This window comes from Achromobacter denitrificans NBRC 15125 (assembly GCF_001571365.1).
Taxonomy (GTDB): Bacteria; Pseudomonadota; Gammaproteobacteria; order Burkholderiales; family Burkholderiaceae_B; genus Achromobacter; species Achromobacter denitrificans.
The window spans coordinates 149,526-169,833 of the sequence record NZ_BCTQ01000006.1; the positions used below are offsets into that span (position 1 = coordinate 149,526).

Sequence of the window (20,308 nt, forward strand, 5' to 3'; positions counted from 1 at the left end):
TTTGGTGGTGTTTGGGGGTCAGCGTCGCGTTGCCGAACGCAGTTCGGCGATCAGCGAGGATATGCCAAGCCGTTCAGCCAGCATGATCAGTAGCGCCAGCAGCAGCGGGAGTACCAACTGCGCAACATGCATGCCAATCGCGATCGGAAGGGCTTCAGAGACCGAATAGCCTAGTGTCTTGAGTCCGACAATGGCGGCGGCCTCATAGGTGCCTATACTGCCGGGCAGGGCCGGGATGGCCGCGGCGAGTGTCGTGAACATAAAAATGAACAGGGCTCTGCCCAATGACATTGGCATGTCGACCGACAGGCTCAGGACCATGTAGATGTTCAAGTACGACAGGCCCCAGGCGACGACGCCATAGAATAACGACCGTGCGAAAGCCGCCGTTCCTACTGTGTCCGCGAACTGCAGGTACACGCGCTCCATGAAACCGCCCAGAGCCTTCCAGGGCAATCTGCGCAGTATGCCTAGAACCAGAGACTTGCCGCGTAGGGCAACCAGGATGACGATGACAGGTGCGAGGCTGAACGCGACTACCACCCTTGTATCGAGTGCGCTGAAGTACAGCGCGAGGCCAACGTATCCCAGTACGGCGATGATCAGCATATCGACCGTCCGCTCCAACAGTACGGCGGCCATGCCCACGCTCAGCGGCACGCCACAGTTGTCCCGCAGATAAGTGCCCTTGATCAGCTCTGACAGACGTCCCGGTATCAACAGGTTCAGCCCTTGTGAAAGAGCCATGGCCTTGGTCGCCCGTATCAGCGGCACGCGGGGGGGCGGGATCAATGCCGCATGGCGCGCGCCCAGTACGATTAGTGTGACGAACACGATTGGCTGCACCGCCAGCACGGCTATCAGCAGCCGCCTGTCAAAGCCCTGCATGAGCTCGTCGAAATTGCCATGGCGGTATGCCAGGTAGCCGAGACATGCCAGCACGGCGAACTTGATGAATGTGGAAAGCCTGACTTGCCGCAGTCGGTCGTGAATCCTGTTTGCCAGCGACATCGTCATGAATTCCTCCGGCCGTTGCCGGCACGCGCGGCGGTCAGTTCGGTAAACGTACTTACCACGTGTTCCAGTTCGCCGTCGCTGGCGCAATGTACCGGCAGGTTGAAAGCGGTACGCGCATAGCGATCCGCGTGGCCGCGATCGACGTAGCGGCTGCTTCGATAGGTGGTCATGCGCGGGATATTGTATTCGATCAGTTGCCCGAACTGGACCCCCAGGGGTAGCCCCCTCGCCATGAGGTCTTCGCGGTCTTGCACCTGCAGTACATAGTGTGAGTAGGTGGCGCCTTCCACACGCGGCGGCAACACGATACCCTGTCGTTCAGGCAGGTGGTCGAAGTAGTATGCGGCATTGTGGCGACGGCGCGCCAGAATGTCGGAAAAGCGGCGCAATTGCGCCACGCCGACACGGGCTTCCACCGAGGTCATGGCCTCGAGGTAGTCGCTGGGCATATCGATAATCGACTCGTCGTAGTAGCGGACAAAACGGTCCAGCACACCCGAGCGCTCCAGCCGGTTGACCAATCCGTAAATTGGACCCGAAAGCGCCGGATATAGCGCCAGCAGGTACAGCGTACGCCGGATGGCCTTGGCGGTGGAAGCTGGCGCTAGCCGTTGTTGCCTCAATGCGCGCAACCGGGCGGCCAGGGCGTCGTCGTCCGTCGTGACCATGCCGCCGAAGATCGACGTCATCAGCTTGCTGGCATTGAGCCCGAAGATCGCGGCGTCGCCGTAGCGTTGCACCGGCCGACCCGCCGATTCTGCCGAGAAACTGTGGGCGCAATCCTGGATCACGCGCATGTGCGGATACCGCTCGCGCAGTTCCGCCAGCCGGTCGAGATCTACCGGATAGCCGAAGATGGATGTGGCGATGATCGCGCCGGCGACGGGCGAAATCGCCTCGGGCACGAGATCCAGATCCATATTGAAGTCATTCGCGCCGCTGTCCAAGAAGACAGGGGTGGCGCCCGCAGTGACGACGGCGTGCGGGACGACTACGCATGTGTATGCCGGGCAGATGATTTCGCGGCCTGATAGACCCATTGCTTCGAGCAACAGCACAAGGCCGGTCCGGCCATAGGGAAAGGCGATTGCATGACGCTGCCCCATCTCTGCGGCAAAAGCGGCTTCGAATTGCGCGACATCGTCCGGGCCGCGCGGCCGCAGCGCCGCCATCCATTCCGATGCGCCAAGTTGAGGTCGCAGGCGCGGGATCATTCTTGTTCGTCCGAAAGTTGCCAATAGCCCTGGCTCGCCATGTGGATGGCCGAGAATTCCGGCTGGTCGACGCGCTCGAGCCCCCGACGATCTCCCTCCAGCGCATCGCTGATGGTCATATCCGGCCCCAATACGATCGTTCGCCGGTTCGACGCACCTGAGGGGCGTGCGCCGGTAATCAGCATCTTCACTAGCATCTGCTTGATCAGGTTGCCCAGCACGAGGCTGCGCATGAGGGTCAGTGTCAGCACGCGCAGTACCGCGAACTGGAGCGGCCCCGGCAATTGCCGGTTGACGCGCACCATGGGTGCCGTAACGGTGACGCGGTCGCCATCGACCGAGCAATCGGGCGCCAACTGATAAGACTGTGACGAGTACCATTTGCCATTGCGCGCACGTGCGAGCACTCCCGCATCAATGCGCGCGCGGCGTCCATTCACGAAGTGATAGCACGCCCCGCCCTTGTGCAGAGATACGATCGTGTAGTGCGACGGGCCGGCGTCTACCAGCAGGCCGGCCTGCTCGAAGCGGATGCGTTGCTTTACGCCGGTACGTGCCGGCAGTACCGGGGGGAGCGCCGAGACCCCGCGCGCCGCCATCTCGGCCGCCGCCCAGCAATAGGCGTTGAACATAGGTATCAGGTTGGGCTCGTCCATCGTGGAGAGCGTGACCGTCTGGCGTTGTGCGATCGATTCGCGCATCGCGTGGGCCAGCGCCGCCGCCTCGGGCACGTCGGCGGCCAGCGCTTCGACTCCGGCGGGATAGAAGAAGCGCGTATTGCGGCTGCCATAGTAGCCGCCGAAACTGCCGTCCGGATGCGCGAAGTGCCAAAGGAAGCGAATACTTGCGGCGAGTGTGTCGTGCAGGCTCCAGTCCGGCCGCATGCGTGCCACGTCGGCCAGATAGTAGGTGCACAGCGACTGGTAGCCTGGATCGGCGCCCTGGTATTCGCGGAACCAGCCTTCGGCCGAGGCGGCCTGCAGAATACGGTCCAACAGATGCCGCGCGCGCGTGTCGTCAGTCTGGCCGGTGACGACGTTCCATTTGAGCAGCGCGGCAACTCCAGTCGCAAGGTGATTGGAGATCAGTCCGTGCGTCTCGTCCGCATATCCAAGAAATCTGCGCATCGGCCTGATAATGCCGATATATCTTTCACGGTCGGCCGGAGTCAGCCGGTCGCCCAGGAGGTCGATCGCGGACAGCAAGTCGTAGGCGACCAATGCCGTGACGCAGAACGATGACTCGTAGGGGAAGGCTTCCTCGAGACTGCCATTGGGGCGCGTCAGCGCCTGCGCTCCCGCGAACATTGCGTCGATGCGGCGCAGCACGGCCTGCTCTGTGATCCAGCCCGGCAGCAGCCCCGCGGCCAGCAGCCGGGCCAGCCCATGGGCTGCACCCTGGAATGTGCCGTTGCCGAAATCGATCAGTTTCCAGGCCCAGTAGAAACGGTCGCCAACGCCCCACGTCGCGCTGGTAGGGTCTCGATCGTACAACGCCAGCAGGCGTGGCAGCACGATCTCGATTTCGGTCAGGTATGCGTTGTCTCGCTTCATTGTTTGATTCGCATGCGCGCGCGTCACCGCGTGATGGCGGCCAGGAGCGTGCGAAAGCCTTCGGTCCAACCGTAGTCGCGCGATAGGGTGTGAGGGTGCCAAAGCACGGTGCATTGGCCGCTCACCTGGCGCACTTCGTTTATCCAGTGGTATATCGCACGCTCACGGGTGCTGTCATCGAGCACGGCGTAGTCGTACAGGTGGGAATCCATCAGGACGAGCGGCAATGCCGCGTATTCCGCCTCGTCACCTAGTGGTGCGAACTTCAGTGCCGCGCCGTTGCGAAACCCGGGGCGGTCGTTGAAACCCAACGTCGTATCGAGCGTGAAGCCCGCAGCGTGCTGGGCCGTCCAGGTGTGCTGCCAACTGAAACGAAGCCAGTGCTGGCGGCAGCTCCGCACCGGCGTACCGCAGGCAGTCTCCAATCGTTCACGTTCGGCACGCATGCGGGAGGCTTCCTGCCAGGCATCGAATGACTGATGCAAGCCAAGTTGCCAACCCTCGGCGGCAAGCGATTGGAAATAACACGCCAATGCGGGGTTGCTCACGTCGTACGATGGGTCAAGAAGCCATTGCCGCGGCAGCGTCGGCATGCGCTTGCCGGCGAACAGGTTCAATTGGCTGCGGACGCCGGCTTCGCGCTCCAGGGCAATGGTGGTTTCAACCTGCCAGTCATGCCCTGGCACTAGCAGCATACGGGCGGCCTTCATGATCCGGTCAACCGCGATGGACAGTTGGCCGCGCAGTACGCAGCGCAGGGCATTGAAGCAATGGAAGGCGCTCTGTTTGAGGCGGATCGGCCAGGTCTTTGCCACCGCGTCGATGTCATGTGTGATGACGATCTCGGGGGAGGGGAGCGGGCCGAACAGCGCGGATTCTGGTTGTCCCGCCTGGCGGGCGGCCCATCTACGTAATAGCAACGCGATTCGGTTTACCCATGCACGGTCCCAGATACGGCTATCCCAGCCCTGGAGTCGCAAAGAGTACGAATGGATCGGGCCGTGCCGGAGTTCATGCGCGCGCTCGGCGGTGCCATGCAAGTACCAATGTGCTGCGCTCCACCAATCCACATGCTGCCAGCCGCTGGCGGCCGTAAAGCAATTGGGCACCAGCAGACCGCCGTCTGCAGCCAAGTCGTCAGCCCATTCGGGCAGTCGCACAAGCGTCATGGATGGCGGCAGCATTTGCGCGACCGCGGTCGATGCGATGCTGGGCACGGGCAGGGCGAGTACTGCATCCGCACGTTGTGGCCAATACCGGTCCAGTGTGCTCGCCATGACGGCACGCATAGATCGGCCAGAGTGTTCTGTCACTGGTCGATGAAGGTCTGGTGCCAGAGTTCCAGGCACAGCGCCCCCCAGAGTTGCCGTCCGTAACGGCCTTCCGCGCTGATGAGCCGTTGCAGCGCCGCTGGGCGAAACAGGCCTCGCTCGCGCGAACGCTGGCCAAGCAGGATATCGCCCACGAAGTCTCGTACCGGGCCGCCGCGCAACCATTCGGCCAGCGGCACAGGAAAGCCCATCTTGTCCTTGCGCGCCATAATTGGTTTGGGCACAACAGAGCCCACCGCGCGTTTGAAGATGTGCTTGGCCCGGCCGCCGCTAAACTTGAGAGGCGGGGGCATGCTCGTGACAAGATCGACGATGCGGGTGTCGAGCAGCGGCACGCGGGATTCCAGCGAAACTGCCATGCTGACCCGGTCTTCCACCTGCAACAGCGCGGGCAGGAACGACTTCAGGTCGAAGTGCGTCATTTTGTTGAACAGCGAGCGCGTGTCTGGGTGATTGAAGATCGTCTGGAACTCGGCAAAAATGCGATCGCCGTTGTAGCGGGCTAGCGCATCGTCGCTCAGCACGTTCTCGAGATCGGGGCTGCGATCAATCAGGCGGAAGTAGCGCCGGTCCATTGGCTCGAAGAGCCCGTCGCGCCAGAAGGTCTGGATAAGAGGGCTGTAGTCGCGTAACAGCGGCAGGTTCGGGATAATCGAGGCCAGCGTCACCAGATGCTTGCCTTCTTCCTGCGATTCGAAAATCGCACCTTTCAGGGCCTGCTCCAGGTAGCCCACCAGATAACGCGCGTAACCACCAAAGATCTCATCGCCGCCTTGGCCACCTAATACAACTTTGACATGTTGCGACGCCAGCGCGCTGACGCGGAACTGTGGAAACAGCCCCGGTCCAGCCACCGGTTCGTCCATGGAGTGGATCAGGCGCGGCATGTCCTCCACGAAGTCCCAGGCAGTCGGCGCGGTGATGTGTAGTTCGCTGCCGGAGATCGCATTGGCAACGCTACGGGCGTGGGGCAACTCGTCGTACTGGGGGCCTTCAAGGAAGTGGCCGTGAAACAGGCGCATTGGACCATTGACGTGGTTGGCTGCCAGTGTGGCCACCAGGCTTGAGTCGAGCCCACCGGACAGGTAGGCGCCCACCGGGACGTCGCTGCGCGTCTGTAGATGCACGGCATCGTCCAGCAGCACGCGCAGGCGGTCTACAAAGTAATCTTCGTTTTGGGACTCATCGATCTCGTAATTGGTGTCCCAGTAACGCAGGACCTGCCGGATCTCACCACCGTTGCCCAGGATCGCGCAACCAGGCTCGATTCGCCGCACACGATCGAACATGGTCTGTTCGCCCAGGCAGAATTGGAAGGTCAAGTATTGCTCGACGCCGGCCCAATCGGCGTTCGCCTTCAAGGCCGGGTCGCAGAGCAGGGCTTTGATCTCGGAGGCGAACTTGATTTGTCCGCCAATTGACGTCCAGTACAGCGGCTTGATGCCGAACTGGTCTCGCGCGAGAATCCAGTCGCAGGTCTGTGTGTCGACGAAGGCGAACGCGAACATGCCGTTCAGGCGCTGCAGTGCGGCAGTACCTTCGGCGATCAGCAGCTGTAGCAGCGTCTCGGTATCGGAGAACGTTGTGAAGCGCGTACCGTACTTCTGGATCAGGTACTGGCGTAGTTCGATGAAGTTGTACAGTTCCCCGTTGTACACGAGAACGTAACGGCCATCCCTCGAGTACATCGGCTGCTGCCCGTGCTCGATATCGATAATGGAAAGCCGCCTATGCCCGAGCGCGAAACGTGGTCCATGCGCAAAGCCCGACGCATCCGGACCGCGATGAGCAATCCGGGACATCATGGCTTCGACTAGCGCGCGGCTTGATTCCCGGTCGGCGCCCGTCCCCAGAATTCCTCCGATTCCGCACATGTCGGCTTATGCTCCCGATTGGACTTGCGCGCGCTCCGCGGAGCGCAGTATCCGGCGGTAGCTGACGCGCCAGCCGCCCCAAGGCCAGTAATACATCAAGGTCATAACGAGGTAGCCCAGCGTGGTGATCGAACTTACCATCTTGCTTGCACTGACCTTTTGGTCGTAGCGTAGCTCAAAGGGTACCTCGCCAAAGCGCATGCCTATGATCTTCAGTTTGACGAGTTTCTCCAGTGTGCAGGTAAAGCCCAGGCCCTTTAGTTGAATAAAGTTGTTGCCATAGAAGGCAATGGCGCGCTGGATGGTTTCGGCGCGGTAGGCGCGGAATCCGCATGAATATTCCTTCAGCCCGCGAATCGGGAAGAAGACCTTCATGAACAGATTTGCTGCGCGGCTGATGGCGCGGCGGTAGGCATTCAGGCCATGCTGGCCGCCGCCAGGCTGGAAGCGCGAGGCAATGACGATATCGCACTCTTTGAGTTTCTCGATCATCAGATGGATCGCGTCCGGTTCGTGGGTATCGTCGCAGTCCATGCGTACGATAACGTCGCCGGGCTGGCTATGCACAGCGGCATATTCGAACAGGTCGCGAATGGTCTCGCCTAGGCCGCGATTGATAGTGTGGCGCAGAATCTCGATCGGCAGCTTGCGAGCGTACTGTTCCAGTAGTTCAGCCGTGCGGTCGCGGCTACCATCATCGCAGACCACAATCCGATAGCCACCTGCAACGTTGTGCAACGTTTCATGCAGCTTGGGCAACAGCGCGGGCAGCGATTGTTCTTCGTTATAGGCTGGTAGTAAGACCAGAATCATTGATGATACTCCAGCAGCGTTTTAATCGTCAGTTCCGAGGCATGGCCATTGCCATAAAAGTCCGGGCGGTCCGAGTCTGGTGGCGCCAAGCGCCGCCAGGCATCGAGGATGCGACCGGTATCGGCGCCAACCAGCGTATTCCAGCCCGAGGACACGGTTTCCACCCACTCCGTCTCATCGCGGGTTGTCAAGCAAGGTACACCAAAAAAATAGGCTTCCTTCTGTACGCCGCCCGAGTCAGTCACGATTGCCCTGGCGGATTCCTCGAGCCGGATCATGTCGAGGAAACTCACCGGCTCGATGACCTTGACGTTGCCCGGTATCGAGGCGACGCCGGCGTGGGTCAGCAGCTTGCGCGTACGTGGATGTAGCGGCAGCACAACCGGCACATCGGCTGCGATACCAGTGAGTGCGGTAACAATGCCATGCAGACGGTCGGGGACGTCCGTGTTTTCCGCACGATGGGTCGTGGCGAGTACGTATTCGCCATTTTTCAGCCCCAGGTCCTGTAGGATCGTGCTCTGGCGCGATGCCCGGTCGCGGTAGAAAAGCGAGGCATCACACATCACGTCGCCGACGTTGTGGACGCCGTGCGTGATGCCTTCAGCGGCCAGGTTGTCGACGGCAGTGCGGGTCGGGCAGAGCCGAAGCGTGGAAACCCGGTCAGCGACGATGCGATTGATTTCTTCGGGCATGCGTGTGTTGAAGGAGCGTAGTCCCGCCTCCACGTGAGCCACGGGGATATGTAGCTTGGCAGCGGCCAGAGCGCCAGCCAGGGTGGAGTTGGTGTCCCCGTAGATCAGCAGCCAATCGGGCTTTTCGGCCATCAGTACCTGCTCGATCGCGCCGAGCATCTTGCCGGTCATCTCGCCATGGTTGCCGCCGGCGATGCCCAGGTGATGGTCTGGATGCGGAATGTCCAACTCATCGAAAAACACGGTGGACATGTTGTCATCGTAGTGCTGGCCCGTATGGACCAGTACTTCATGGACCTCATTCTTATAGTCGCACCGGATAGCCCTCGAGACCGCGGCGGCTTTGACGAACTGCGGGCGGGCGCCGACGATGGTGACGAGCTTCATGCCTGCAAGGCTTTCATCTGTGTGGTGATGACCTGTCGCTGCGTCTTGATGAAGAAAATCCTGGGTGTCATGGTGGTATCGCGTGAGGGGCGCTGGCGACGCATTGTGCTGACGTTTCGGTAGTGCTCTAGGCTCGTTATTAGCCGAGTTTCGATCACGGTTTTGCAATTGCGGCTATGGCCTGCAGGCGCAATATTGTACTAAATATTATCATGCGTGGATTTCAAGGACCACGCAGCCGCGGGGAAATATCGCAAGTAACGTTGGGGAAATTCTGCGAAATGCCGTGGAATTTGAAGCATCCACGCATACCTGAAGATAGCGAAAAGCGAGATGACGCTTTGATTTTCGTTGGCGCCGGGGCCGAACTGAAACATCATCACCTAGGTTGCGTCAGTACTCGGTTTGTTTGTCTCCTGTTCGAGATGTGCCCCTAATGCGTCCCCCGTTGGGAGTGGCTGCCCGACTGCCCATGACACTGGTGGGTCAACGTGATGGAAGGTTCGTGCTGCATCTATCGGAGATCGTTGAGAAGTGTTCTACCCGCTCATTTTTTTGGAGGGGCAGTCACGTGGCGGACTCAGAAAACGAAAAACCCGCCGAAGTGGGCGGGTTCGGGGACTACTTTTTTACCATCGTGGCGTGGATGAGGAAGCCCATCCTTCGATCAAGCCACCTGTGCAGCCAAGCAGGAATCGACACGGGCAGTGCGCGCGCGGGAAAGAACGTTAGGAATGTCTCCTTCACAACAAAGTGAGGCGACAACATCCTGATGAACTCTTCCCTGGTATATGCCTTACCCACAGGGTTATCGCCACCGTCATACAGACGCACGATCTCATCGACGTTGTTCTCTCGGAAGATGTTGTCCCGCGAACGCCCGGCGAGTTTGGCACCGAGCTTGGCCAAGGCTTTGCCCACCCATGACAGTGCCCCCCAGTTCCGAAGTATGGCGTTCTTGTAGTAGACCGAGATCAGCGCGCTGCCACCTGGACGGAGAACTCGAGCGATTTCTGCGACACACTGCTCTGTCTTCGGCGTATGGTGGATCACGCCCACGCAGTTCACATGGCTGAAGATTCCGTCTTCGAAGGTCAGCGCCTCGGCATTTTGCTGACTGGCTAGCACCGGTACGCCATAGATTTCGGCGCGCTTCTTCATTAGATCTACTGCAGCTTGCGTCAGATCGGCCCCCGAAATGGGCCCCTCCAACTTCCCGATCTTGGACAGTTCGATGACCCAGAAGCCCGGGCCACAACCGAGATCCAGTACGTGATCTCTGTTGCCCTCGGGAGGGATAAATCGGCTGTCGACACTGCCCGCCAGGCAGTCCTCTATGTAGACGCGCCGATGCTCATCGAAAAATTCGCGCGTTCCGGGCTCAAAAGAGGACTCACCAGTGAATAGCGGATGACGTTCCCAAAACGCTCGAACATCGTCGACGGTGACACCATCTTTTGCCGCTCTTGTCATTTTTGGTTTTTCCGATTGCAAAGGCTGCTATTTTACTTCAAGTTGATAACGATCCGGACTGCGCAGATCAGCCTCTCACCGGCAAATCCCCGAGAACGTGTGCACGATCTAGTCGCGTAGCTGGATAATCGGAGGATGAGAAAGCCCTACGTCAGAGACATCAGTCGAGAGACGTTTGAAGAAATCCTACCGCTGCTGCAAAGCGTGAGGAAGCGCACGAAGCCGACCACGATGACTTGTACAAAGTGTTCTGTGCAGTGCTGTAGCCGCTGCGCGGTGGTTGTCAGTGGCGGATGCTGCCGAGAGACCTCCCCAAATGGCGCACGGTGCATCCGTACTTTGCAAAGTGGAGCAAACTCGGCCGGAACGGTATCAATGGACTGAAGCGGGCGTTTAAAAAATCAGGTTAGCGCGGCCCGCAAAAGACTGGGGCGCAGCGCCATGCCCGACGCCTTTGATCGTGGAGGCGCCGAACGTGAAGAATACGGACACGGCGGCCTTGAAGGGCTATGACGTAGGCAAGCAGGTATCAGGCATCAAACGACACATCAGCGTGAATACGCAGGGGCTGCCCCATGCCATTGCGTGACGGCGGCCGAGGTGACAGACCGCAAAGGGGCGTTGCAGGCTTGCAGCGTAGAAAAGGCGGCTTCGGTAAAGTACAAGCGTGCTGGCTGACAGCGGTTACGTGGGGTAGCCTTTTGCTCAAGGGGCGCGGGAAATGCTGGGCGAAGCGGCACGGTGCAGATTGCCAAGCGTAGCGGGTTGCATAAAACCGCGGTGATTCCCAAACGCTGGGTAGTTGAGCGCAGTTTCGCCTGGTTGGAGAAAAACAGGCGCCTGTGGAAGACCTGCGAGCGATGGCTCAAACTAGCTTGCAGTTCTTCCATTTGGCTCCTGGCGCTGCTGCTCAGAAGATCGTGAACACGTTCTTACTGCAATTTCAGCGGCTCGTACTCCGGCACCCAGCGCTTCAACTCGGCGCGGACCGCGCTGTCCTCGACGGGCTCGGTGCCGGCGACCCAGCTCATGCCCGATTCGCGGAAGGCCTCCGGCACGGGACGCGAGCGTGCGATCCGCAGTTTCGGATGCGGGGTTTCCAGCGTTTCCTCGCAGTCCGCCAGCAATTCCTCGTAGAGCTTTTCACCCGGGCGCAAGCCCGTGAACTCGATGCGGATTTCCTCTTCGGTGAATCCCGAAAGGCGGATCATGTTCCGTGCGAGGTCGGCGATCTTGACGGGCTCACCCATGTCTAGCACGAAGATCTCCCCGCCGCGGCCCATTGCTGCGGCCTGCAGCACGAGCTGGGCCGCTTCCGGAATGGACATGAAATAGCGCGTGATGTCGGGGTGCGTGACCGATACCGGGCCGCCGCGCGAGATCTGGGCCTGGAACCTGGGGATGACGCTGCCCGTGCTGCCCAGCACGTTGCCGAAGCGCACGATCTGGAAACGGGTTTTGCTGTTGCGGCCGTGCAGTACTTCGCACACCATTTCCGCCATGCGCTTCGTTGCGCCCATGACGTTGGTCGGGTTTACGGCCTTGTCGGTCGAAATGAGGACGAAACGCTGGGCATGGAAGCGTTCCGCGCATTGCGCCACATTCAGGGTGCCAAGCACATTGTTGCGCACAGCCTGCCAGGCATTGTCGATCTCCATCAGCGGCACGTGCTTGTACGCTGCGGCGTGGAACACGATATCCGGCCGATGGCGGGCGAAGACCTCCTCCACCCGTGTGGCGTCTTTCACATCGCCCGCCAGCGGGACGATGCGAACGGACGGCTGGTTGTCCTTGAACCACTGTTCAATGGTGTAGAGGGCAAACTCGCTGATCTCGTAGAGGATGATCGCGGCAGGCGAGAATCGCGCCAGTTGGCGGCACAATTCGCTGCCGATGGAACCGCCGGCGCCGGTAACCAGCACCTGCTTGCCAGCAATCATCTCGTGGATATTGATGTTGTCGATGTTGACCGATTCGCGGCCGAGCAGATCCTCGATCTTGACGGGGCGCATCATATTGATCGCGACGCGCCCGCTCATCAGTTCGCTCAAACCCGGCACGGTGAATAGTGAGGCGCCCGCACGCGTGGCGATGTCGGAAACGCGGCGAATGGAGGACCCCTTGGCCGAGGGAATGGCCAGGATCACGTGCTTGGCGCCGTAGTCGGACAGGATCTCGGGAAGCCGGTTGGTTCCGCCAGCAACGCGGCACCCGGAGATTTCCAGGCCGCGCTTGGCGGGGTCATCGTCCACGAGCGCCACGACATGCCAGTCAGAGCTCCTGCCCAGTTCCCGGACCAGCATCGCGCCGGCGGTGCCGGCGCCGACGACGACTACAGGCTTACCCTGGCCAACGCCTTCACGGTACAGCCAGTGTTCTTTCCACATGCGCCAGGCGGCCCGGCCGCCGCCCATGACGAGCAGCAGCAGAAGGGGATACAGCACAAGGATGGAGCGCGGCAACGCCGGTTGGCCACGATTCAGAAAGGCGAAGAGCAGCAGCGTGATGGTGGAGGCGATCACGACGTTCAGGACACGCTTGAGGTCCGACAGGCTGGCGAAGATCCACATGCCGCGATACAGGCCGGCCCAGCGGCAGGCGATGAGCTGCACAGGCAGCAATACGAGCAGCGCGCGCGCAATCGGGCCTTCCCATTCGGTCGGCCATTCGAAATTGAGGCGGATGAGGAACGCGCCCAGCCAGGCGATGATGATCGCCGCCAGGTCAAACAGGAACACCAGGGCGGTTCGGAAGCGGGTGGGGATGATCATTGTCTAGTAGCTGTAGTAATCAGTCCGCGATCAATCGGGAGCCCGGAGGTAACACGGCCCCCTCGGGAACCCGGACGCGGTATCCGGCGCAGGACCCTGCCTGCAGCCAGGCGCGGCCCTCGACGACAACCCCTCCCGCAAGTTGCACGCCGACGCCCAGATGGGCAAAGTCGCCAAGTATGGCGTCATGATCGACGGTAGCGTTGGCGTTGACAATGGCGCCGCGCCCAACTCGGGCGCAGGCTCCGACCATGGCGCCCGCCATGATGGCGCAGCCGCCGGCGACCTCGGCCAGCTTGCTGACCCAGGCTCGGGGGTGGACGATAGTGGCAAGAGGAACGCCGAGGTCCGCGAGAGCCCCGGTCAGGCGCTCGCGTACGGCTTGATTGCCGATGGCGACGATCCCTGCCTGGCAGCTGTGGGCCAACTCCGGCAATTGCTGAGTCGAACCGACAATGCGCCAATCTCCGGATTGTTGCTGGGCAGGATACGAATCGTCGGCGAAGACGACTTCGGCCCATTCGCCCGTCATCGTAGCGGCCTCGGCCACGGCACGTCCGTGCCCGCCGCTGCCGACGATGAGCAAGATGCCTTTGGATTCCATAGTTACGCCAATTACTCCAAAATCTAGCACGTGTCTGCACGCAGACGGGATTCTACTCAAGATGCGTCGCGTGCCGGGCTACTAAATGTTCAGTCCTTGCTTTCCGGAGTTCCGGCCTTAAGCCATATCGATAGCGCAATTACCGGGACATATGCGCAAATCAGGCCAGTCATGCCGTCCAGATATCCGGTCGATATTGCCACGGCCCACGGAAATAACCACAACAGATTAATCGCAAGCACCGTCAGGGTTACGCGGCGGTGGCTTGAATATTTTCGACTCGCGTATTGATATGCGTGCGTCCGATGCGCCTCATAAACCTTTTCACCGCGGCAAAGCCTGCGTATCAGGGTTACGGTGGCATCGACGATGAATACACCAAGCATTACCAGCCAGGCCCACAACATGGCGGGCGAATGCCATCCGGCCAGGAGGGACAAGGCGCCTAGCGTCAAGCCAAGGAAGCCGCTGCCACCGTCGCCCATGAAAATTTTCGCGGGGGGGAAGTTCCAGACTAGAAAACCGGCCACGGTTACTGCCAGTAGCGCGCTGGGTACGCCAGCCAGCGGTTGCCCGGCCAGCGCATACAGGGCGCAGCCGCCTACTGTGACGCAAAGGGCTTCAATGCTTGCAATGCCATCAATCCCGTCCATGAAGTTGTACAGGTTGAGCATCCAGACCAGATAGAAGGCTCCCAGGACGGACAGCAGCCAGCCGCTCTGCATCTCCAGCCCCCAGAACGAAACGACGGGCACTCCACCAATCCAATAGAGCACCCATGCCGCCCCGACAAAGTGGGCCAGCAACCTCCAGCGGGCCTGGATATGGCCGTGGTCATCCAGAAACCCTATGAGCGCGATCCAGGCGCCGGCACCGCCAAGTGCCAACGCGTCCACGGGTGCGACATTGCCGGTCAGTGCCAGCGCTGCCAGCCCCAGCAGAAAGCTGATGACAAACGCAATGCCGCCGCCCCGGGGCGTGGGAGTTTTATGCGAGCTGCGTGCGTTCGGCACGTCGATGACATTATGGGTAAGCGCGTAGCGACGCAGCGCGCCGGTCAACAGCCAGGCCAGCACTGCGAATACTGCGAACAACCACCACGGTAGCGATATGGCATCCATCTTTTTAAATGCAGAAATAGCCGAATATGGGCCAATGGAAATAGGGCGTTCCTGAAGTCAACGTACGTCGATATCGCGCAGGACGAACGGCTGAGGTTTATAGCCGAAATCCCGCGCCGCATCGTCGTGGTCAAAAACCATGTCGCGATTCATGCGCTGCACCATGTCCGCATTCCAGTTGCGGTACCGCGGAATCATATGCAGGAGAAACAGGGCCGTATTGAACAGCCAGATCGGGACGGTCAACAGGCGGGGGCTTCTGCCCATTGCTTTGAATATGCGTGTCACCATTTCCCGGTAGCTCAACACTTCGGCTCCGGAAATGTTGTAGCCCTTGTTCGCAGCCGCTGGCGCGAATACGGAAATCACGGCGGCCTGCGCGACGTCGTCCACATACACGGGCTGGCGTAGCCCGCCCGCCCGCCCGAACACCGGGAAGACATGGAGCTTGCGGATGATGCGGACGATCTCCGACAGATTACGGTCGGTGCTGCGGCCATAGATCAAGGTCGGGCGCAGCACGGTCCAGCCGATGCCGGCGCCCTCGGCCCAGGCCGCCAGCGCGCTTTCGCCCTCGGAGAGGCGCTTTACCAGGGATTCCTCATACGGATTCTGGGAGCTGACCTTGGTGTATCGGCTGGTCGACGACAGGCATGCCACGCGTTGCGCGCCCATCCGGCGCATGAATTCAAAGTGCTCGCCAACGATCCAGATATGGCACAGTGCGATCCAGTGCGTAATCGGACCCACTGCCTGGGTGGCTGCTTCCAGGTTGGCGTCCGACAGCGATATCCAATGCACTCCGTCCACTTCGGCGGTGGGCTGTGCGCTACGGGAAAAGGCCACGATTCGGTGTCCGCTGGCGGTCAGCTTGGCCAGCACTTGCCGGCCGGCCGGGGAGGTTGCGCCCAGTACGCCCACGGTGGCAGGCTCGTTCATCGCGCACCTCGATCAATGTGTTGCTGCAGCAATTCGGCCAGGCGGGACGCCTGCTTGTTCAGCTCGAAGTGCTCCAGGAAATAGGCGCGGCCGCGTTCGCCCATGGCGGCGCGCGCCTCGGGGGACATGCCGTGGAGCAGCTCAATGTTGCGGGCAAGCTCTTGGGCATCTTCGGCCGGGCTGACCAGGCCGGCGCCGGCCTCCTCGACAACGCGGGCGCCTTCGCCATCGATCGATGCGAGGATGGGGCGGCCAGCACTCAGATAGGACTGGATCTTGGCAGGCACGGTCTGCGCGTAGATCTCGCTGCGCTTGAGCGAAACGATCAACCCTTGCGCGCGAGTCAGGAACTGCGGCATTTCGCTGGACGGATAACGTCCGGCCAAAATCACGTTGTCCAGATTCCGTGCCTGCTTCTGCTCGGCCAGCCAAGGCGACATGCTGCCGCTGCCGACCAGCACGATGCGGACGTCCGGCAGATGCTTGAGCTGTTCGGCAGCAGCGGCCAGGGTTTCGACGGCCTGGGCTGTGCCGAGGTTGCCGGCGAAGACGACGCAAAAGTGCGACTCCAGATCATCCAGCAGCGCTCGGGGCACTTGTGTTTCGATCGGCAGTGCAGTGGGCGTGTCGCGCGAACAGTTTGGGTAGTAGACCAGCTTGGCAGGGTCGGCATAGCGCGAGACGGCATCGATGAATGCGCGCGATTGCACCATGATCAAGCCGGCACACGAATAGATCCAGCGGACCATCAGGCCGATTGCGCCCAGCACGAACTTGTTCTTGATGAAACCCGTGGCGCTCAGGCTTTCCGGCCAAAGATCCAGCACCCACATGGCCATTGGCTTGCGCAGCCGCCATTTCAGATAGATCGCTGGTATGGCGGCCGTAATGGGCGACAGCGAAAAGACGAAGACGACATCGAACGACTTGCCCGTGGCCTGGCGGGGGAAATGACGCAGACCGTTCCAGACGAACGAAACGTAGTTGCGCGCGAGGTTTGCCGCGCCGCCCGCGCCACGCGGACGAAGGGGGGCGCGGTGCACGGGAACGGTACCGTTGAAAAGCTCTTCCGACGCGCCTTCCGCCTGATAGCCGGGGAAAATCTTTCCATCCGGATAGTTCGGCTTGCCCGTGAATACCTCCACGGTATGGCCCTGGGCCACCAGGGCTTCAACGAGGTCGTTGATTGAGAAGGACTCGGGCCAGAAGTACTGGGTGACGAGGGCGATCTTCAATTCGCCTTTTTCCATACGACGCGGTTGACGTAGTCGGTGTAGCTATGAATGATGCGTACCACCTTCTCGGACACGTTCGGCATGCTGTAGTCCGCCACCAGGCGGAAATCGCGGTCTGCGCCGCGCGACTGGTGCGCCAACAGCTCCAGCGCCTGCAGCGTCCGGTCGGCTTCCAGGCCAACCATCATCACGGACGCTTCCTCCATGCCTTCGGGGCGTTCGTGTGCCTCGCGGATGTTGAGCGCCGGGAAATTCAGGATCGACGATTCTTCGGTGATCGTGCCGCTGTCGGACAGCACGGCGCGCGAGGACACCTGCAGCTTGTTGTAATCCATGAAGCCCAGCGGCTTCAGCAGGCGCACGTTCGCGTGGAACTTGACACCCATGGCATCCACGCGCTTTTGCGTGCGCGGATGGGTGGAGACGATAACGGGCAGATCGTAGGTGGCGGCCACCGTATTCAGCAATTTCACCAGCTTGGCGAAGTTGTGGTCCGAATCGATGTTCTCTTCGCGGTGGGCGCTGACGACGAAGAACTGACTGGGCTTCAGGCCCAGGCGATCCAGAACGTCGGACGCCTCGATGCCGTCGCGGTAATGATTCAGCACTTCGAACATCGGGCTGCCGGTCTTGATGATCCGGTCGGAGGGCAGGCCTTCACGCAACAGATACTCGCGCGCGATGTCGCTGTACGTCAGGTTGATGTCGGAGGTGTGGTCGACGATGCGGCGGTTGATCTCTTCCGGCACGCGCTGATCGAAACAGCGGTTGCCCGCTTCCATGTGGAAGGTGGGGATCTTGCGGCGCTTGGCGGGCAGAACAGCCATGCAGCTGTTGGTATCGCCCAGCACCAGCATTGCATCCGGTTGAATCTCGGCCAGTGCCTGGTCGGTTCCGATGATCACTTTGCCGATGGTTTCCGCGCCGGTGGCGCCCGCGGCATTCAGGAAGTGGTCGGGCTTGCGGATGCCTAGGTCCTGGAAGAAGATCTCGTTGAGTTCGTAGTCGTAGTTCTGTCCGGTGTGCACTAGCACGTGATCGCAATGGAGATCCAGGCTCGCGAGCACGCGCGACAGCCTGATGATTTCCGGACGGGTGCCAACTACGGTGGCGACTTTGAGTTTTTTCATGTCAGAGGGGGCGGGCAAAAGTGTCAGGGCGGGCGCGGTCGAAGATCTCGTTCGCCCACAGCATGACGACCATTTCGTCGTCGCCAATATTCGTGATGTCGTGCGTCCAGCCGGGTACCGTTTCCACGATCTCCGGCTTGTCGCCATCCGTGTCCTGCTCGTGGAACTCGCCCGTCAGGATATGGCGGAAGCGAAAGCGCGCCCGTCCCTTGATGACCAGGAATTTCTCGGTCTTCGAGTGATGGTAATGGCCGCCGCGCGTCACGCCGGGATGCGCGGTGAAGTACGAGAACTGTCCGCTGTCTTGCGTTTTGAGCATTTCGACAAACACGCCTCGGGGGTCGCCGTACTTGGGCACCTCGTAGGAGAAGCGCTCGGGGGGCAGATAGCTGACGTAGGTGGCGTAGAGCGCCCGCGTCAGGCCAGTGCCGACGGCCGCGGTGATCAGCGTCTGCCTGCTGTCGCGGAACGCTTCCAGCTGCGCGGCGAGATCGCCGACGGTGATGCGGTACTGCGGCGCGATGGTGCAGTGCCGATCGTCCGCGATCGCGCCGTCCATCAGTTCGATGAAACGGGCGACCACGTCGTCGACGTAAACCAGCGTGATGGCCGCCGTCGAATCATTGATCTGGATCGGCAGGCCGCGGTTGATGTTGTGGCAGAACGTGGCGACCGCGGAGTTGTAGTTCGGGCGAGCCCATTTGCCGAATACGTTCGGCAGCCGGAAGAGATAGACCGGCGAGCCATGCTGCTCGGCCAGCGCCGACAGGGCGTCTTCCGCCTCACGCTTGCTCAGGCCATAAGGATTGTCCTGGCTGGCCTGGGTCGAGGAGGAATAGATGACCGGCGTGCGCCGGCCGCCGCGCGCAATGCTGTCGCACAGTTGCTGCGTCAGGCCGGCATTGCCGCTTTTGAAGTCGGCGGGGTCCTTGGGACGGTTCACGCCTGCCAGGTGGAAAATGAAATCCGCCTGGCCCGTCAGTTCGTCCAGCCGGGAAACGTCGTCATCGCGCGTGAAGCGCAGGATTTCGACGTCCTTGCGCTCTTCCAGCGTGGAGATGAGATTCTGCGCAACGAATCCGTTGCTGCCGGTGATGAGAACCTTCATGCTTACTCCTCGGGCGTCACTTGCTCGCCACGCTGGATGGCTTGCATGAACTCCAGCTTGAGCAGCAGCTGCTCCATGCCCTTGGTGTCCAGGCGCTGGGTGTTGTGCGAGTTGTAGTCCTCGCTGCGCGAGATCTTCTCTTCGCCTTGTTCGACGAACTTTGCGTAGTTGAGGTCGCGCAGGTCAGGCGGGATGCGGTAGTAATCGCCCATGTCTTCCGCGCTGGCCATTTCTTCGCGGCTCAGCAGCACTTCGTACAGCTTCTCGCCGTGGCGCGTGCCAATGACATTGATGGGATGGTTGGGCTTGCCCAGCATGCGCGCCAGGGTTTGCGCCAAGGTCTGCACCGTGGCCGCGGGGGCCTTCTGCACGAACAGGTCGCCATTGTTGCCGTGCTCGAACGCGTACAGGACCAAGTCCACCGCGTCCGAGAGCGTCATCATGAAGCGAGTCATGTCGGGGTCGGTGATCGACATGGGCGTGCCGGCCCGGATCTGGTCGATGAACAGCGGAATAACGGAACCGCGCGATGCCATCACGTTGCCGTAACGCGTGCCGCAGATCACCGTTTCGCTGGCGTCGAGGTCCCGCGATTTCGCGACCATGACTTTTTCCATCATGGCCTTGGAGATCCCCATCGCATTGATGGGATAGACGGCCTTATCGGTGCTCAGGCAGACCACCTTGCTGACTCTGTTGCGGATGGCCGCTTCCAGCACATTTTCCGTGCCGAGGATGTTGGTGTAGACCGCTTCCATCGGGTGGAATTCACAGGAGGGCACCTGCTTGAGCGCGGCGGCATGAAAGATATAGTCCACGCCGCGCGTCGCATTCAGCAGGCTCTGGCTGTTGCGGACGTCGCCGATATAGAACTTCAGCTTCGGATGCGAATAGCGCTTGCGCATGTCATCCTGCTTCTTCTCGTCACGGCTGAATATCCGGATCTCGCCGATGTCGGTTTGCAGGAAGCGCTTCAATACGGCATTGCCGAAGGATCCCGTGCCGCCGGTGATAAGCAGTTTGGCGTTTGGTTTCAACATATT

The 20,308-nt window shown here is 60.8% G+C and carries 16 protein-coding genes and 1 pseudogene; 1 reads left to right on the forward strand and 16 read right to left on the reverse strand.

The window, feature by feature from the left end:
* Positions 1 to 18 precede the first annotated feature (18 nt).
* The 8 genes from ADE01S_RS07490 to ADE01S_RS07525 all read right to left on the reverse strand — a co-directional run bounded on the left by ADE01S_RS07490 (position 19) and on the right by ADE01S_RS07525 (position 10,357).
* Positions 19 to 1,017 carry a lysylphosphatidylglycerol synthase transmembrane domain-containing protein gene (locus ADE01S_RS07490; RefSeq protein ID WP_082775728.1) on the reverse strand — a complete coding sequence of 333 codons (999 nt, stop codon included), beginning with the start codon at positions 1,015 to 1,017 and terminating at the stop codon, positions 19 to 21.
* Entirely contained in the window at positions 1,014 to 2,231 is a 1,218-nt protein-coding gene (locus ADE01S_RS07495) for a DegT/DnrJ/EryC1/StrS family aminotransferase (protein WP_165695641.1), read from the reverse strand. The genes ADE01S_RS07490 and ADE01S_RS07495 overlap by 4 nt, the downstream gene beginning before the upstream one ends.
* Complete coding sequence (locus ADE01S_RS31755; RefSeq protein ID WP_062681013.1) at positions 2,228 to 3,784, reverse strand: hypothetical protein; 1,557 nt, start codon at positions 3,782 to 3,784, stop codon at positions 2,228 to 2,230. The genes ADE01S_RS07495 and ADE01S_RS31755 overlap by 4 nt, the downstream gene beginning before the upstream one ends.
* Positions 3,785 to 3,807: 23 nt before the next feature.
* Entirely contained in the window at positions 3,808 to 5,061 is a 1,254-nt protein-coding gene (locus ADE01S_RS07505; RefSeq protein ID WP_062681015.1) for a polysaccharide deacetylase family protein, read from the reverse strand.
* Positions 5,062 to 5,093: 32 nt separating this feature from the next.
* Positions 5,094 to 6,989, reverse strand: coding sequence for an asparagine synthase (glutamine-hydrolyzing) (gene asnB / locus ADE01S_RS07510; protein WP_062681018.1), 1,896 nt, complete (start codon positions 6,987 to 6,989; stop codon positions 5,094 to 5,096).
* 6 nt (positions 6,990 to 6,995) lie between these two features.
* Entirely contained in the window at positions 6,996 to 7,802 is an 807-nt protein-coding gene (locus ADE01S_RS07515; RefSeq protein ID WP_075873384.1) for a glycosyltransferase, read from the reverse strand.
* Entirely contained in the window at positions 7,799 to 8,884 is a 1,086-nt protein-coding gene (gene wecB / locus ADE01S_RS07520) for a non-hydrolyzing UDP-N-acetylglucosamine 2-epimerase (RefSeq protein WP_062681021.1), read from the reverse strand. The genes ADE01S_RS07515 and wecB (ADE01S_RS07520) overlap by 4 nt, the downstream gene beginning before the upstream one ends.
* 621 nt (positions 8,885 to 9,505) lie before the next feature.
* Positions 9,506 to 10,357, reverse strand: a complete 852-nt coding sequence (locus ADE01S_RS07525; RefSeq protein WP_062681023.1) for a class I SAM-dependent methyltransferase — start codon at positions 10,355 to 10,357, stop codon at positions 9,506 to 9,508.
* A gap of 135 nt (positions 10,358 to 10,492) precedes the next feature.
* Between ADE01S_RS07525 and ADE01S_RS31160 the strand changes: the two are divergent.
* A pseudogene (locus ADE01S_RS31160) lies at positions 10,493 to 11,281 on the forward strand (IS5 family transposase).
* Between the two features lie 8 nt (positions 11,282 to 11,289).
* Here ADE01S_RS31160 and ADE01S_RS07535 read toward each other — a convergent pair.
* The 8 genes from ADE01S_RS07535 to ADE01S_RS07570 all read right to left on the reverse strand — a co-directional run bounded on the left by ADE01S_RS07535 (position 11,290) and on the right by ADE01S_RS07570 (position 20,305).
* Positions 11,290 to 13,128, reverse strand: a complete 1,839-nt coding sequence (locus tag ADE01S_RS07535; RefSeq protein ID WP_062681025.1) for a polysaccharide biosynthesis protein — start codon at positions 13,126 to 13,128, stop codon at positions 11,290 to 11,292.
* A gap of 19 nt (positions 13,129 to 13,147) precedes the next feature.
* Positions 13,148 to 13,732, reverse strand: coding sequence for an acetyltransferase (locus ADE01S_RS07540; protein ID WP_062681027.1), 585 nt, complete (start codon positions 13,730 to 13,732; stop codon positions 13,148 to 13,150).
* A gap of 89 nt (positions 13,733 to 13,821) precedes the next feature.
* Complete coding sequence (locus tag ADE01S_RS07545) at positions 13,822 to 14,853, reverse strand: MraY family glycosyltransferase (RefSeq protein ID WP_062681029.1); 1,032 nt, start codon at positions 14,851 to 14,853, stop codon at positions 13,822 to 13,824.
* Between the two features lie 57 nt (positions 14,854 to 14,910).
* Entirely contained in the window at positions 14,911 to 15,792 is an 882-nt protein-coding gene (locus ADE01S_RS07550; RefSeq protein ID WP_062681031.1) for an NAD-dependent epimerase/dehydratase family protein, read from the reverse strand.
* A complete protein-coding gene (locus tag ADE01S_RS07555) occupies positions 15,789 to 17,027 on the reverse strand; it encodes a glycosyltransferase family 4 protein (RefSeq protein ID WP_062681033.1) in 1,239 nt (412 codons plus the stop codon). Before ADE01S_RS07555 ends, ADE01S_RS07550 begins: the two co-directional genes overlap by 4 nt.
* Positions 17,024 to 18,157: a non-hydrolyzing UDP-N-acetylglucosamine 2-epimerase gene (gene wecB / locus ADE01S_RS07560; RefSeq protein ID WP_062681034.1), complete on the reverse strand. Its 1,134-nt coding sequence runs from the start codon at positions 18,155 to 18,157 to the stop codon at positions 17,024 to 17,026. Before wecB (ADE01S_RS07560) ends, ADE01S_RS07555 begins: the two co-directional genes overlap by 4 nt.
* Before the next feature lies 1 nt (position 18,158).
* On the reverse strand, positions 18,159 to 19,265 hold the full coding sequence (gene wbjC, locus ADE01S_RS07565) for a UDP-2-acetamido-2,6-beta-L-arabino-hexul-4-ose reductase (RefSeq protein ID WP_062681036.1): 1,107 nt from the start codon (positions 19,263 to 19,265) through the stop codon (positions 18,159 to 18,161).
* Between the two features lie 2 nt (positions 19,266 to 19,267).
* Positions 19,268 to 20,305 (reverse strand): polysaccharide biosynthesis protein, encoded by a 1,038-nt coding sequence (locus ADE01S_RS07570; protein WP_062681038.1) that lies wholly within the window; start codon positions 20,303 to 20,305, stop codon positions 19,268 to 19,270.
* Positions 20,306 to 20,308: the final 3 nt, after the last annotated feature.

Bases quoted from the DNA above. Each gene is read 5' to 3' on its own strand.
- wbjC (WP_062681036.1), bottom strand. From the start codon at position 19,265: ATGAAGGTTCTCATCACCGGCAGCAACGGATTCGTTGCGCAGAATCTC.
- ADE01S_RS07525 (WP_062681023.1), bottom strand. From the start codon at position 10,357: ATGACAAGAGCGGCAAAAGATGGTGTCACCGTCGACGATGTTCGAGCG.
- ADE01S_RS07570 (WP_062681038.1), bottom strand. From the start codon at position 20,305: ATGTTGAAACCAAACGCCAAACTGCTTATCACCGGCGGCACGGGATCC.
- ADE01S_RS07515 (WP_075873384.1), bottom strand. From the start codon at position 7,802: ATGATTCTGGTCTTACTACCAGCCTATAACGAAGAACAATCGCTGCCC.
- ADE01S_RS07535 (WP_062681025.1), bottom strand. From the start codon at position 13,128: ATGATCATCCCCACCCGCTTCCGAACCGCCCTGGTGTTCCTGTTTGAC.
- ADE01S_RS31755 (WP_062681013.1), bottom strand. From the start codon at position 3,784: ATGAAGCGAGACAACGCATACCTGACCGAAATCGAGATCGTGCTGCCA.
- asnB (WP_062681018.1), bottom strand. From the start codon at position 6,989: ATGTGCGGAATCGGAGGAATTCTGGGGACGGGCGCCGACCGGGAATCA.
- ADE01S_RS07545 (WP_062681029.1), bottom strand. From the start codon at position 14,853: ATGGATGCCATATCGCTACCGTGGTGGTTGTTCGCAGTATTCGCAGTG.
- ADE01S_RS07550 (WP_062681031.1), bottom strand. From the start codon at position 15,792: ATGAACGAGCCTGCCACCGTGGGCGTACTGGGCGCAACCTCCCCGGCC.
- wecB (WP_062681021.1), bottom strand. From the start codon at position 8,884: ATGAAGCTCGTCACCATCGTCGGCGCCCGCCCGCAGTTCGTCAAAGCC.
- ADE01S_RS07495 (WP_165695641.1), bottom strand. From the start codon at position 2,231: ATGATCCCGCGCCTGCGACCTCAACTTGGCGCATCGGAATGGATGGCG.
- ADE01S_RS07505 (WP_062681015.1), bottom strand. From the start codon at position 5,061: ATGGCGAGCACACTGGACCGGTATTGGCCACAACGTGCGGATGCAGTA.
- ADE01S_RS07540 (WP_062681027.1), bottom strand. From the start codon at position 13,732: ATGGAATCCAAAGGCATCTTGCTCATCGTCGGCAGCGGCGGGCACGGA.
- ADE01S_RS07490 (WP_082775728.1), bottom strand. From the start codon at position 1,017: ATGACGATGTCGCTGGCAAACAGGATTCACGACCGACTGCGGCAAGTC.
- wecB (WP_062681034.1), bottom strand. From the start codon at position 18,157: ATGAAAAAACTCAAAGTCGCCACCGTAGTTGGCACCCGTCCGGAAATC.